Source organism: Acinetobacter lwoffii (genome assembly GCF_022809915.1).
GTDB classification, from domain to species: domain Bacteria; phylum Pseudomonadota; class Gammaproteobacteria; order Pseudomonadales; family Moraxellaceae; genus Acinetobacter; species Acinetobacter lwoffii_M.
In genome coordinates this window covers 72,496-87,057 of sequence record NZ_JALGQY010000002.1, presented here as the reverse complement: position 1 = coordinate 87,057, position 14,562 = coordinate 72,496, and the positions used below count along the sequence as shown (strand labels likewise).

Sequence of the window (14,562 nt, the reverse complement as noted above, 5' to 3'; positions counted from 1 at the left end):
GCAGGATTGACATAATCAAATTGCCCTTTAGGCGTGTAAGCGATATGATTAGCGTCATCTTAGAATTTTACGTTCAGACGTAGGAGACAGCGTCTTTTGCAAACTTTGCGCGCGTCAAAATGTGGTTTATCAACCGCTCAATTACCTTCTTATATTCTCGATGTGATTGATGCCTTAAACAAGGCAGGCTATGAAGCTTATATCGTGGGTGGTGGTGTTCGAGATCTGATGTTAGGTTTGAATCCTAAAGATTTCGATGCAGTCACCAATGCAACCCCGGCTCAGGTCAAGGAAGTTTTCGGACGGCGTTGTCGAATTATCGGACGACGTTTCGAACTGGCGCATGTCTATTCAGGGCGGGAACTGGTTGAAGTGGCAACCTTCCGTGCACCACCAAAAAAAGCAGTGACCTCGGCCGCGGGGATGATTCTGCGTGATAACAACTGGGGCAGCATCGAGCAGGATTTTGCCCGCCGTGATTTCTCCATCAATGCAATGTACTACCAGCCGCGTAAAAGCATTGTGCTGGATTTCTGCAATGCAGTGGATGATATCCACAGCAAAACCTTACGCTTACTCGGTGATCCGACTTTAAGATTTGAAGAAGATCCGGTGCGGATGCTGCGAACCTTACGTTTTGCCGCCAAACTGAATTTTAATATTGATGAAGCGATTCTGGATGTCTTTACGCCGGAAATGACCCAGTTGCTGCGTGATGTTTCTCCGCATCGACTTTATGATGAATCACAGAAACTGTTCACCATGGGACACCTGAACCGTGTCTTGCCAATGCTGATTGATTTCGGCATCTGGCAGCAGTTATTTGCAGATATCAAGCCTGAAATTACGCCATTTATGGAACGCGCTGCGAAAAATACCGATCAGCGTATTTCGATCGGCAAGACCATCAATCCGGCATTTTTCTATGCGGTATTGTTGTGGCAGCCATTCCTGGAGCGTTGTGAATTCTATCTGAATAAAGGTGTGGTAGCGGCCGAAGCCCGTGCCCAAGCCGGTCTCGACGTATTAAAACGTCAGGCAACCCGCACTATTATTCCACGCTTTGCGGAAACTTTTATTCGTGAAGTTTGGGAAATGCAGACCCGTTTGCTGAATCCAAAACCACAGCAAATTGAGGCCTTGTCCAGTCATGCGCGTTTCCGTGCCGGCTTTGACTTTTTGCTGCTGCGTGAAAAATCAGGCGATGCAACTGCCCAAGGCATGGGCAGCTGGTGGGATGCTTACCAGCAAATGAGCGGTGACGAGAAAGAACGGGCCATTAGCCAGTATAACCGTCAGCGTGCCAAGAGCCGTCGCAAGGCGAGTCAAGAAGAACATCTGGACCAGAAACTGACCCAACAGCAAGATCTTGCCGAGATTGAGCCGTTAGTGAATGAACCTGAACCACGCAATCGTCGGGTGCGTAAAGCCAAGTTTGAAGACAAGGCGAAACCTCTGTCGCATGTGGCAGCCAGTGCCAGCGGTGAAATTGGCGCAGATCATCCGATTATGAAACGTCAGCGGGTAAAACGTGATCTGAGCCAAGTGGTATTTGGACCAACACAATGATCGTGACATATATTGGCCTGGGCAGTAACCTGGGCGATTCACGCCAGATTCTGGCAGAAGCTGTACAGAAACTGGCGACCTTGGGGCAGGTGAAAACTTCGCATCTGTATCAAAGTCCACCGATGGGGCCACAGGATCAGCCGAACTATCTGAATGCAGTGGTGCAGTTAAATACCGATCTGGCTGCTTTAAGCTTGCTGGATCGTTTGCAAGCCTTTGAGCAGGACGCAGGTCGGGTACGTTTGCGGCATTGGGGCGAACGTACACTGGATCTAGACTTACTAATCTACGGCAATGAGCAGATTCAAAATGAACGCTTAACTGTGCCGCATGTTGGAGTATTAGAGCGTGATTTTGTCCTGATTCCACTTCTGGATATTGATCCTGAAATGCAGGTTCATGGACATAGATTAAAAGACCTGGACATCGTCAAACAATCGACCCTCGCGGTACTCGATGACAGCAACTGGGCAAATATTTAATTTTTAAGTGATGGTAGTTTCGACAGAACTTTCAAGCATAGAGGAACATTTTCATGGTCAGTCTGAGTGATTTAAGACGCTTTAAAGCAGATGGACGCAAATTTTCATGTCTGACTTGCTATGATGCCAGTATGGCCAAAGCCATGGAAATTGCCGAAGTGGACAGCATTTTAATTGGCGATTCTCTGGGAATGTCAATTCAGGGGCGTGATTCGACTTTGCCGGTCACGGTTGCAGATATGGCTTATCATACTGCTGCGGTACGCCGTGGTAACCAGCATGCCTTTATCATGACTGACTTGCCATTTATGAGCTATGCCACCTTGACTGATGCCTTACAAAGCTCGAAAACCGTGATGCAGGCCGGCGCGCAAATGGTGAAAATGGAAGGTGGTGCATGGCTGGCAGATACCGTGCAAGTGCTGACCCGTAACGGTATTCCGGTGTGTGTGCATTTGGGTCTTACTCCGCAGTCGGTACATGTCTTTGGCGGTTATAAGCTGCAAGCCCGTACTCGTGAAGCGGCCGATCAGCTGATTGCGGACTGTAAGGCAGTGGTAGAGGCGGGAGCTGCACTATTGCTACTTGAGTGCGTACCGGCACAGCTTGGCCAGGAAATCACAGAACTGTTTCCGCAGATTCCGGTCATTGGCATTGGCGCGGGCGCAGCCACAGACGGCCAGGTGCTGGTGGTTCAGGATATGCTCGGTTTGACCTTTGGCCACACTGCAAAATTTGTACGTAATTTTATGCAAGAACAATCGGGTGCGACAGCCATTCTGGATGCTTTTAAAGCGTATCATGCTGCAGTTTTAGATGGATCTTTCCCGGCACCAGAACAAACTTTTCAGGTTGAATTGTAAGATGAAAACAGAAACCACCATTCAGGGCTTAGCGGCATCATTAAATCCGGCGCGTACCAATCGCAAGATTATCGGTTTTGTACCGACTATGGGCAATCTGCATCAGGGACATTTAAATCTGGTGCGTGAAGCGCGTAAGTTGTGTGATGTAGTGGTGGTCAGTATTTTTGTCAATCCAATCCAGTTTGGACCCAATGAAGATTTTGACAGCTATCCGCGCACGCTTGAGCAGGACCAGCAGCTTTTGGCAGAAGTTGGTTGTGACATCGTGTTTGCGCCGACGGTTGAGCAAATGTATGGTAAAAAACCGCGTCTGACCAATATTAGTGTTTCTGACATTACCAATGATTTATGCGGTTTGCAGCGTCCTGGCCATTTTGATGGCGTGGCGGTGGTAGTCACTAAATTGTTTAATATCGTACAGCCGAATTACGCCTTCTTTGGCCAGAAAGATTATCAGCAATTGGCGGTGATTCGTCAGTTTGTACAAGACCTGAATATTCCACTGGAAGTGATTGGTGTGCCGATTGCCCGTGCAGAAGATGGCCTGGCTTTAAGTTCGCGCAATGGTTATTTAAGCGAAGAGCATCGTGCAATCGCACCGGTCATTTATCAAAGCTTGCAAAAAGCTGAACAGCAATTACATGCAGGCGTGGAGCTGGATACGGTATTGGCGGAGATTCGCCAGACTTTAACCGATGCCGGGTTTGTGGTGGATTATGTTGAAGTCCGCACTCCAGAATTACAAAAAATTCATACGTTTAATCAAGATCTTGTGTTATTTATAGCAGCAAAGCTGGGGAATACACGTCTGATCGATAACCTGCAGGTTAAATACACTGCCGGCTAAGATGAAAGGGTAGCATGCATGAAGCGCATTTTAATTGTCACAGGACAATCTGGTTCGGGTAAATCATCTGCATTACAGGTGCTTGAAGATCTGGGTTATTACTGTATTGATAATCTGCCTTTGGCATTGCTTCCCGAAATCGTGGCAAAACTGGACAGTGAAAATAATCTGGAACAGCTGGCACTGGGCGTCGATGTGCGCAGTACCCGGGCAGATTTACAAGAATTTGATCATGTATTTGAGCAACTGCAACAGCATGGTTCGGTCGATATTATTTATCTGACCACGCAGGATCAGGAGCTGATTGCCCGCTTTAGTGCTTCGCGTCGGCCGCATCCTCTAGCATCACGCTTTAAAAGCCTGAATCAGTGTATACAGGAAGAAAAAATCCTGTTGATGCCGATTCAGTTGCGTTCTACGGTGCATATCGATACCACCGATAAAAGCGTGCATGATCTGAAACATACTTTGTTGTCCAAGCTTGGACAGGCCGATAACCTGATCCTGATTCTGCAATCCTTTGGTTATAAGCATGGCATTCCACTGGATGCCGATTATGTCTTTGATGTCCGACATTTACCGAATCCGCATTGGGAACTGGAACTGCGCAAATTTTCAGGACTAGATCAGCCGGTGCAGGCGTTTTTACAAAAGAGCGATCAGGTCGAGGATATGTTCAATGATCTGTATCATTTTCTGGACAAGTGGTTGCCGACCTTTGCTGAAGGGCATCGTCATTATATGACCGTGTCGATTGGCTGTACCGGTGGTCAGCATCGTTCTGTTTATATTGTGGATAGACTAAAAAAAGCCCTTGAGGCAAAATGGTCTATTCAAGTCCTCCATCGAGAAATGAAGCACTGGTCATGATTGATACGACAGTTGACGTAATTAATAAACTGGGTTTACATGCACGCGCATCTGGTAAACTGATAGAAGTTACCACCAAATTTCGTTCCAGTATCCAGATTGGCAAGGCTGACAAATTGGTAGATGCCAAAAATATCATGTCATTGCTCATGCTTGGTGCAGGCAAAGGAACAACTTTACGCTTAGTGATTGAAGGAGCAGACGAGGACAAAGCCTTATCTGAAATTCAGGCACTATTTGCAGCAAAATTTTATGAGGCAGATTAATCGTGGCACGTCGACCGAACAGTTTAACTGAAGAAGATTTTGATTCTTTAGAGGGACGCGCAAGTAAGACCGAACAGAAAAAAGCAGTCCAGCGTATGGCTGCTTTAGGTGCGCAGCTTGCAGAGCTGAGCGCTAAACAAATTAAAAACCTACCCGTAGATGAGCGTTTGATTGATGCCTTGCTTGATGTGCAGGCAATTAGTTCACATGAAGCACGTCGTCGTCAATTTTCACGGATTGGTAAATTATTACGTAATGAAAATGAAACGCTAATTTTGTCTTATTTAACACCCAAACAAGGTCTTAAAAAGACAGCTCAATTACAGCGTTGGGTGGATCGAATTGTCAAAGATGGAGATCCGGCCATCAATGAATTTACCAAAACCTATAATGCGACAGAGCGTCATACCTTACGTCAACATTATCTTCGGGTACACCGTGATTTAAAGAATCAAGCACCTGAAGAGGAAGTAAATGCTTCTAAATTAAAGCTGTTTAACTATGTACAGCAAGTGGCCTTGATTTCTGACAATTAAGTAGCCATGTAAAAAAGCGGTCTTTTAGGCCGCTTTTTTTATAGCTGTTTTAATCCGGTTGGCTTGACTTGGATATGCATAGTTTATAAGTGATCTATCTTAATATTACTATTCCAGCTTCTAAAATTGCATGGATGATAAAAAACACAAAATTTTCACAATTAATTTGTTAATAAATGTAAGTTCTTTACAATCCTCAGTGGTTTTTGGGGTCTGTTTTTAGTTGAAATGCTGATATTTAAAATATTTCTTACATTAGAATTGTTAAGATATTTTAAAAAATTAAAAATTAATTCTGAGCATTATTAGGTAGATGAAGCCTGATATAAAATCTGTTTTTAATCATAAGGTCAAACTATATAGTTGAAAAATCATTAGCTTTTACTTTAAATAGAGTAAAAAGCGATGGTGGGTATTTTTTATTCGGTACTGTGTTACAGTAAATACAAATAAAGATACTTATTTTAGGTGAGATATATTAATTTCAAATACTTATGTAGATTTTTTTCGAATAGTAAATTTTCAAGTTATTCTTAATCAATTAAATATCAGTATCTTGCAGTTAAGAATGTATCTGGATAGAAACAGGTTAACAAATCCTTTAACCTAGAGGTGGGTTTTCATCGTTGAGTAAATATAGAATCTTTGTTATTGATTGTATGAATTTGGTCGGCTGTGTTTTCTTTATTCCATAAACATTCAGAGAGGCAGACATGGAACTAAAACTGCTAGAGGTCGGTCAGAATACGGAGCAATTAAGTTCGTGCCGTATATCTCTCATTTTAGGTGTCTATACCTCTAACAACCTATTAGACACCTTTTGTAAGATCGCCCGTAAAGTTTTAAACGTTAAAACCAGTATTATCGGCTTCCATACGGAACCATATGTCTGGTACAGCTGTCCGCGCGGTTTCCGGGCCTTGTACGCCCCGCAGAACGTGAATCTGCCTGCGTATCTGCAACAGTCAGATGTCATTGACCAGATGCATCCTGCTTATACAGAACTGTCAAATTATGTGAAAAATCTCGGTGTAGCGCATCAGAGATTAGTCGCCTTTAATTTAAAATCAAGTAGCGGTGTGTCTTTTGGACAGGTCATTTTCTTTGATGATCAGACTGAAGGGTTTGATCAGGATGATATTGCCACTATTAAACAATTTGCTGAAAGTTTAGTGATTCGAATTCAGCTCAATCAAGAACATACTGAACTGAAAGAATTATATGAACAGCAATGCGCACTCAACTTCAGTAAAACCAAATTTTTCCAGATTATTGCGCATGACTTGCGTGCACCATTTCATGGTTTACTGGGCTTTTCCGAAGTGCTAGCGCAGGAGCGTGACACTCTGGACGAATCCAGTATCCAGAGCATCGCGGATTATTTATATGATAATGCACAATCGACCTATAACCTGCTGGAAAGCCTGCTGACTTGGGCGATGGCAGAGGGTGGACGCTTTATTTATCATCCGATTAATTATGAATTGAAACAATCCAGTAATATTGTGTGCAGTGTGCTGAAAAGTCTGGCCTTAAATAAAAAAATTGAACTGGTTGATAATATTCCTGAAGACATCAAGGTACATGCGGATATCAACATGATTACCTCTGTCTTGCAGAACCTGGTGTCGAATGCGCTTAAATTCACCCCGGTGAATCAAGGCGGTAAAGTGATTTTAGCTGCAGAAATGGAAGGCGAGCAGGTCAAGATTACGATTCAGGATACTGGCTTGGGCATGACTGAAGAGCAGATGCAGAATCTGTTTAAACCGACTTTGGGTGTGAGTGTCAGAGGCACAGCTGAAGAGAAAGGGGCAGGTTTGGGTCTGGTGCTCTGCAAGCGCTTTATTGACCTGAACCATGGTCAAATTGCTGTAGATTCCAAAGAGGGTCGGGGTACGACCTTTACCGTGCATTTACCGATGGTCACCAATGATCATCAGGCACTGGTGCTTGAAGATGTACATATCGAGCAATCTTAAAAGGTAAATTTCAAACTAAAACATTCCCACTGAGACAAAACTCCTGCTATCTTTAGTGTGAAAGAGGACTCCACCCAACATTAGGGTGGAGGTGAATTTCACGACTTTTTTTAGTGCAATATGATAGAATAATTTGCATTAAGTCTCTGTATCTAAATAGATTTAAGGCGAAATGAAGATCAACAAAGCGTACAAATTTAGGCTTGAGCCTAATGCGGAACAGGAGCTTGTTTTAAACAAGTTGCTTGGCTCTGCACGTTTTGTTTGGAATCAAATTTTAGCTGTTTCGTTCGAGATGCTTGCTAATAATGAGCGAATCAACAAAGTTAATTTAGTCAATAAAATTCCTGAATTACGCAAAAAACCTGAATGTGCTTTTCTAGAAAACAGCTCAAATGGCGTTTCACTCCAACAAAAAGTTCGTGATCTTGGTGATGCTTGGGGGAAGTTTTTTAACAAAAAGGAACAAGCTAAGTTAAAGCAAAAACCATTTAGAGCTAAGAAGCCACGATTTTTTAAATTATCCGATGGTGGTGAAGTTCAACTTAGACCACTTATGCCACGATTCAAAAAGAAATCTGATGGTTATGATTCCATTCGTATTGTTCAATTTGGCAGATATTGTTGGGTTAAAGGCAACCAAGTTAAGTTACCTAATGACATTGGCGTTGTGAAATTCAGAAAATCACAAAATATTGTGGGTGAGATTAAGAACGTCACAATCTCAAAGCATGTCGGGAAATGGTATGTGTCATTTGGTGCTGAAAACACAGTAGAAGCACCAGTCCACCCATCAAAATCAGCCGTTGGCATTGATTTAGGTGTTAAAAAGTTAATTACAACGTCTAGTGGTCAAGTATTCGACCCGATCAATAGTTTCAAGGCCAATCAAGTAAAGTTGGCTAGGCTTCAGCGCAAGCTGAGAAAGAAAAACAAGTTCAGTCAAAATTGGAAAAAGCTGAATCTCAAGATCAATACATTACACCATCATATTGCCAATATTCGGCATGACTACTTGCACAAAGTCACCACAACGCTCAGCAAAAACCACGCAATGATCGTAGTTGAGGACTTAAAAGTAGCCAATATGTCGAAGTCAGCGAAAGGCTCAATCGAGAAAAAAGGAAAGAATGTTAAAGCCAAGTCCGGCTTAAATAAATCAATCCTGGATCAAGGTTGGTCAATGCTTGTTAATATGTTGGTGTACAAACAGCAATGGCGAGGTGGTTTACTCGTTAAAGTTGACCCTAAATATACAAGTCAGACTTGTAGTTCATGTGGTCACGTTGCAAAAGAAAATAGGCTTACTCAAGCAAACTTTAGTTGTGTCGAGTGTAGCTTTGGCGAGAATGCAGATATTAATGCTTCTCGCAATATTTTGGCGGTAGGACATACCGTTTTGTCTGTGGAGGGTGGATGCGGTAAAGGTCGCCTTGCGAAGCAGAAAGCAAGTGAAATCCGTGAGGAAGTCACCTAAGAGCTTTTACTTTTAGAATCCCCCACTTGAACATCGTGAAAGTGGTGGGAGTATGTCAAAACTAAGCAGAATGTTTCAGGGGAAGAGTTGAGTGATGAATGCGGCACAATTGCAGAAAACCTTAAGAGCTAGCCAATATACCGAACAGGTATTGGCCAATCACCAGAGTTTACTGGAACAGGATTATGCAATTGATCAGTTTCAAGGCTCACTCAGTCGGGAATATATTGATCAGCTGGTGCAGCACTGCATCCTGAATATAAGCGATGAAGCAACGTGGATGCGCGCAATGCGTATTCTGCGGGCTCGTTTGATGTTTCGCTGGATCTGGCAGGATGCCAATCAACTCACCGATGTTATTACCCTCACTCAAGAACTCTCCGATTTTGCCGATGCCTGCATCTGTGCGGCGAAAGATTTTGCCCGTATTCCGGTCGCTGCCAAGTATGGCCAGCCGATTGGCTATAACGGAAAAGTCCAGGATCTGATTGTCATCGCGATGGGCAAACTCGGCGCCCAAGAACTCAATCTTTCCAGTGATATCGACTTGATTTTTGCCTTCGATGAGCAGGGTGAAACCGATGGGCGCAAATGTATTGATGTGCAGCAGTTTTGCATCCTGTGGGGACAGAAACTGATTCATTTGCTGGATCAGATCACGGCGGATGGTTTTGTATTCCGGGTGGATATGCGCCTCCGTCCCTGGGGCGATGGTTCGGCGCTGGCCATTAGCCACGCGGCCTTGGAAAAATATCTGAGCCAGCATGGGCGTGAATGGGAGCGTTATGCCTGGATTAAAGCGCGTATTGTCAATCCAAGTCCGGAAGGCGATGAGCTGCTGGAGATGACCCGTCCATTTGTATTTCGCAAGTACGTCGATTACAGCGCTTTTGAAGCCATGCGCGAAATGAAAGCTATGATCGAGCGCGAAGTACAGCGCCGTAATATTGAAGATGATATCAAGCTCGGAGCCGGTGGTATTCGCGAAGTCGAGTTTATCGTGCAGGTGTTTCAGTTGATTTACGGCGGCGCCAAACTTGAATTGCAGGATCGGCAGTGTCTGGTGAATCTGAATCATCTGGATGATGCCGAGTTACTGGATGAACAGGCGGTGCAGGATCTGGAAGATGCTTACTTATTCCTGCGTCGGGTCGAGCACGCGATTCAGGCACTGCATGATCAGCAAACGCAATCACTACCGACTGAGCCAGAGTTAAGGGCGCGTATAACGGACACGCTTGGTTTTGCTAATTGGGATAGCTTTATGGCATATCTCAATGAGAAACGTGACAAAGTTATGTATCAGTTTGATCATTTAATTAAGGAAAATGGTCCTGACACCTTGGTTGAAAGTTTTTCCCAGTTGGAAAAGAAACTCAAAGAAGTTTTGGACGAGAATGCAAAGAATCTTGTCTATGAGTTTTGGAATGGGCATGCCTTAAAAAAATTACCAGCCAAAGCAGTGCAGCGTTTAAAAGCTTTTTGGCCACATTTAATCGAAGCAGTTTTACAGTCAGAGGATCCGCAGACCGCACTGGTACGACTGATGCCCTTGGTGGAATCAGTAATGCGCCGTACGGTATATCTGGTGATGTTAATTGAGAGTAAAGGGGCGTTACAGCGACTGGTGAAGATGGCCACGGTCAGCCCATGGATTTGTGAAGAACTGACCCATTATCCGGTGCTACTGGATGAATTCCTGTCGATGGATTTTGAATTGCCAAAACGTCAGGATCTGGAAGATTCCTTGCGCCAGCAGCTTTTACGGATTGAAATTGACCAGGTCGAAGACCAGATGCGGGTTTTGCGCCTGTTTAAAAAATCTAATGTTCTGGCCGTTGCCGCCAGTGATGTGCTGGCTGAAAGTCCTTTAATGAAAGTTTCCGATGCCTTGACCGATATTGCTGAAGTATCGGTGAATGCAGTGCTGCATCTGGCCTATCAGATTGTGGCAAAAAAGCATGGTTTTCCACTGGATGCAGAAGGGCAGCGCTGTTCAGTCGAGCATACGGCTTTTGCAGTCATTGGTTATGGTAAAGTCGGTGGAATTGAATTGGGTTATGGCTCGGATCTGGATCTGGTGTTTATTCACTATATGGGTGAACAGGCCGATACCGATGGACTTAAGCCGATCAGTGGCTTTGAATTTGCCATGCGGGTTGCACAAAAGTTTATGTCACTGATGACCACGCAAACCTTGGATGGACGTGTATATGAAGTCGATACCCGATTGCGTCCATCGGGCGAAGCTGGGCTTTTGGTGACCAGTTTAAAAGCCTTTGAACAATACCAGTTCAAAAGTGCCTGGCTATGGGAGCATCAGGCACTGGTGCGAGCCCGTCCGATTGCGGGTGAAATGAGCTTGCGAAAAAAGTTCGAAGTCTTACGCCGGGATATTTTGATTCAGCCTCGCGATGAAAATTATGTACGGGCAGAAGTACTGAAAATGCGTCAGAAAATGAAGGAGCATCTCGGTTCTTCTAAAGAGCAAAAAAAAGATGGTATTTTTCATTTAAAACAAGATGCAGGTGGTATCGTAGACATCGAATTTATGGCACAGTATGCGGTGTTGGCTTGGAGTGGGACGAATAAAGATCTCGCCCATTTCTCCGACAATGTACGAATTCTTGAGGATGCCGCAAAATCAGGTTGCTTATCCAGCGACGATGCGACTGCTCTGATTCAAGCTTATCTCCGTGAACGCGCCGAGAGCCATCGCTTAGCCCTTGCAAATCAATCCATGCAAGTGTCTGCAAGCGACTGGCACGATACCCGAATGACCGTTTGCAAGTTATGGCAAAGACTGATTGATCCAAGTGCAGACTTTGCACTGGATAGTGAATAATTGTGAGAAATTGGAGTTTGTGGCATGAATTTGGCTGATCGTGATGGTTTCATTTGGCAAGATGGACAACTAGTTGACTGGCGTGAGGCAAAAACTCACGTATTAACACATACTTTGCATTACAGCATGGGTGTGTTTGAAGGCGTCCGTGCTTATGAAACCCCGAATGGAACGGCTATTTTCCGTCTAAAAGAACATACGAAGCGTTTGTTGAATTCTGCAAAAATTTATCAAATGAAAGTTCCATTTGATCAAGCAGCATTAGAGCAAGCTCAAATTGATGTTGTTCGTGAAAACAAATTAGCGTCTTGCTATTTACGTCCAATTATTTTTATTGGTTCTGAAAAACTCGGTATTGCTGCAACTGACAATACCATTCATGCCGTAGTTGCGGCATGGAGCTGGGGTGCTTACCTCGGTGAAGAAGCAATGGCGAAGGGTATTCGCGTAAAAACGTCTTCATTTACCCACCATCATCCGAACGTCACTATGTGTAAGGCCAAAGCATCAGGTAACTACACGCTGTCGATTCTTGCACATCAGGAAGTGGCGCATTCAGGTTATGACGAAGCAATGCTGCTCGACCCACAAGGCTATGTATGCCAAGGTTCTGGCGAAAACGTATTCCTGGTGCGTGATGGCGTGATTCATACGCCTGATATCGCAGGTGGCGCGCTGGATGGTATTACCCGCCAAACCATTATTACGATTGCTAAAGACCTGGGTTATGACGTAATTGAACGTCGTATTACCCGTGATGAGTTCTACATCGCAGATGAAGCATTCTTTACCGGTACTGCTGCAGAAGTAACACCAATTCGTGAATACGATGATCGTCAGATTGGTGAAGGTGTACGTGGTCCAATCACCACACAAATCCAGAAAGCTTATTTTGATGCAGTTCAGGGCAAAGACCCGAAATATGCACACTGGTTAACGTATGTGAAGTAATTCAGAATTTACTGATTGAAAAAACCTCTCATTTGAGAGGTTTTTTTTAACTGATGTACTTATTCTGCCGAACTTATGTCATCATATTCACCATCAAGAAGATTTTAAGATGAGCTTAGGCATACGCAATGAGTAACATCGTTATTTGTATGAAATGGGGAACCAAATACGGTTCGGAATACGTCAATCGTTTATACAATATGGTTAAGCGACATACGACAGTCGACTTTAAAATGGTCTGTCTGACGGATCGTACTGAAGGCATTGATCCTGCAGTACAATGTTTCCCTATTCCACCTCTGGCATTGCCTGAAGGTGCGCCTGAGCGTGGCTGGAACAAGCTGTCTACTTTTGAGCCAGATCTGTATGGCTTGGAGGGGAATGCACTCTTCCTCGATCTTGACGTGGTGATTGTCGATAATATCGATGAGTTCTTTACCTATCCGGGCGACTTTCTGATTATCCATGACTGGAAACGGCCGTGGCGTATTACCGGTAACAGTTCGGTTTACCGGTTTAAACTGGGTGCTTTCCCAGGTCTGTTACCTTATTTCCGTGAAAACTTTGATGAAATCCGTAAAAAATTCCGTAATGAGCAAGCCTATTTGTCTTGGTATGTAGACCGTGAAGGTAAACAGACCTATTGGCCAGAAAGTTGGTGCAAGAGCTATAAGTATCATTGCCTGCAAAAAATCCCGATGGCTTACTTTAAGCCCCCTGTGAAACCTGAAGGCGCTAAAATTATTGTATTCCACGGTGAAATTAATCCGCCAGATGCAGTGAATGGTGGGGGTGGTAAATGGTATCGTTATGTGTTGCCATCGCAGTGGATTAAGGACGCTTGGCAGTAAGTTATAGAGTTTATTCAAGCTAATTGTTGATTAGAAGTATTATGGAAAAAATAGATTTTGTTATTGCGTGGGTCGATGGCAATGATGTAAAGCATCGACTTAAAAGGCAACAGTTTCAATCTACTAATATCGTAAAAGGTTCAGCAGAAGAAACTCGATTTGCTAGTAATGATGAAATCTATTTTTCAATTGCTTCAATTCTTAAATATGTTCCCTATTTTGGAACAATTTATATTATTACGGATGAACAGCAGCCTGCACATATTCATGATTTTTTCGAACAGGGATTATGTGCTCCTGAGCAGATAAAAATAATTGATCATAGAACAATATTTGCTGGTCATGAGCAATACTTGCCTACATTTAATTCTTTAAGTATTGAAACTATGCTTTGGAATATTCCAGGGTTATCAAAGTATTTTATTTATTTGAATGATGATTTCTTCTTTAATGCCTCATCTGAATTAGATGATTTTTTAGTTGGTGACCAGATAAAAGTCTATGGACATTGGGAAAATAACTCCTTAATTAAAGCAAAATTTAATTTACGTAAAGGTCTTAATAAATATTTTGGTAAACCTTTACAGCCTAAATATACAATTGCTCAAATGCTTAGTGCTGAATTATGTGGATTTAATAAATATTATGAAATTCATCATCGTCCCCATATATTGGATCGTGATGTACTACAAAATTATTTTCAAAAATACCCTACAACGTTAACTCAACAGATTAAGCATCGTTTTAGAAGTGCTTTTCAATTTTTACCAGTAGGGCTGAATAATCATTTAAAAATTCGAGAAGAAAAAACAATATTGTGTGATGATATAAATATCGCTTACTTAAAAAATGAGACTTTAGTATCTACATTTTTATCAGACCTGAATAATCCAGCTGTTAAATTCGGTTGTATTCAGAGTTTAGATCAATTTGATCCAAAAGAAGCAGAAAAGGTATCTTTTGCTTTAATTGCTAAATTTAAAAACTATTTACCTCTATCTATTCAGCATTAAGAGTTAA

Annotated in this window: 13 protein-coding genes; all 13 read left to right on the top strand. The window is 43.1% G+C overall.

Annotated elements, in window-relative coordinates; translation table 11 throughout:
• Nucleotides 1–96: 96 nt before the first annotated feature.
• The 13 genes from pcnB (at nucleotide 97) to MTX11_RS01955 (ending at nucleotide 14,555) form a co-directional block, all read left to right on the top strand.
• On the top strand, nucleotides 97–1,569 hold the full coding sequence (pcnB, locus tag MTX11_RS02015) for a polynucleotide adenylyltransferase PcnB (RefSeq protein WP_071850423.1): 1,473 nt from the start codon (nucleotides 97–99) through the stop codon (nucleotides 1,567–1,569).
• Nucleotides 1,566–2,051 (top strand): 2-amino-4-hydroxy-6-hydroxymethyldihydropteridine diphosphokinase, encoded by a 486-nt coding sequence (folK, locus tag MTX11_RS02010; protein WP_071850422.1) that lies wholly within the window; start codon nucleotides 1,566–1,568, stop codon nucleotides 2,049–2,051. The genes pcnB and folK overlap by 4 nt, the downstream gene beginning before the upstream one ends.
• A gap of 53 nt (nucleotides 2,052–2,104) precedes the next feature.
• Nucleotides 2,105–2,914 (top strand): 3-methyl-2-oxobutanoate hydroxymethyltransferase, encoded by an 810-nt coding sequence (gene panB / locus MTX11_RS02005; protein ID WP_071850421.1) that lies wholly within the window; start codon nucleotides 2,105–2,107, stop codon nucleotides 2,912–2,914.
• A gap of 1 nt (nucleotide 2,915) precedes the next feature.
• Nucleotides 2,916–3,764 carry a pantoate--beta-alanine ligase gene (gene panC / locus MTX11_RS02000; protein WP_004278336.1) on the top strand — a complete coding sequence of 283 codons (849 nt, stop codon included), beginning with the start codon at nucleotides 2,916–2,918 and terminating at the stop codon, nucleotides 3,762–3,764.
• A gap of 18 nt (nucleotides 3,765–3,782) precedes the next feature.
• Nucleotides 3,783–4,634 (top strand): RNase adapter RapZ, encoded by an 852-nt coding sequence (rapZ, locus tag MTX11_RS01995; RefSeq protein WP_004278335.1) that lies wholly within the window; start codon nucleotides 3,783–3,785, stop codon nucleotides 4,632–4,634.
• Entirely contained in the window at nucleotides 4,631–4,900 is a 270-nt protein-coding gene (locus tag MTX11_RS01990) for an HPr family phosphocarrier protein (protein ID WP_034438008.1), read from the top strand. Before rapZ ends, MTX11_RS01990 begins: the two co-directional genes overlap by 4 nt.
• Before the next feature lie 2 nt (nucleotides 4,901–4,902).
• Nucleotides 4,903–5,436, top strand: coding sequence for a ribosome biogenesis factor YjgA (gene yjgA / locus MTX11_RS01985; protein WP_243474230.1), 534 nt, complete (start codon nucleotides 4,903–4,905; stop codon nucleotides 5,434–5,436).
• A 713-nt stretch (nucleotides 5,437–6,149) separates the two neighbouring features.
• Nucleotides 6,150–7,418 carry a sensor histidine kinase gene (locus MTX11_RS01980; RefSeq protein WP_243474229.1) on the top strand — a complete coding sequence of 423 codons (1,269 nt, stop codon included), beginning with the start codon at nucleotides 6,150–6,152 and terminating at the stop codon, nucleotides 7,416–7,418.
• 172 nt (nucleotides 7,419–7,590) lie between these two features.
• Complete coding sequence (locus tag MTX11_RS01975) at nucleotides 7,591–8,895, top strand: RNA-guided endonuclease InsQ/TnpB family protein (protein ID WP_004278331.1); 1,305 nt, start codon at nucleotides 7,591–7,593, stop codon at nucleotides 8,893–8,895.
• A 94-nt stretch (nucleotides 8,896–8,989) separates the two neighbouring features.
• Nucleotides 8,990–11,740 carry a bifunctional [glutamate--ammonia ligase]-adenylyl-L-tyrosine phosphorylase/[glutamate--ammonia-ligase] adenylyltransferase gene (gene glnE, locus MTX11_RS01970; protein ID WP_243474228.1) on the top strand — a complete coding sequence of 917 codons (2,751 nt, stop codon included), beginning with the start codon at nucleotides 8,990–8,992 and terminating at the stop codon, nucleotides 11,738–11,740.
• Between the two features lie 24 nt (nucleotides 11,741–11,764).
• The gene (locus tag MTX11_RS01965) at nucleotides 11,765–12,691 is read left to right on the top strand and encodes a branched-chain amino acid transaminase (RefSeq protein ID WP_004278329.1); all 927 of its coding nucleotides are present in this window, start codon (nucleotides 11,765–11,767) and stop codon (nucleotides 12,689–12,691) included.
• A gap of 128 nt (nucleotides 12,692–12,819) precedes the next feature.
• A complete protein-coding gene (locus MTX11_RS01960; protein WP_004647484.1) occupies nucleotides 12,820–13,542 on the top strand; it encodes a hypothetical protein in 723 nt (240 codons plus the stop codon).
• A gap of 41 nt (nucleotides 13,543–13,583) precedes the next feature.
• Entirely contained in the window at nucleotides 13,584–14,555 is a 972-nt protein-coding gene (locus MTX11_RS01955; RefSeq protein ID WP_243474227.1) for a Stealth CR1 domain-containing protein, read from the top strand.
• Nucleotides 14,556–14,562: the final 7 nt, after the last annotated feature.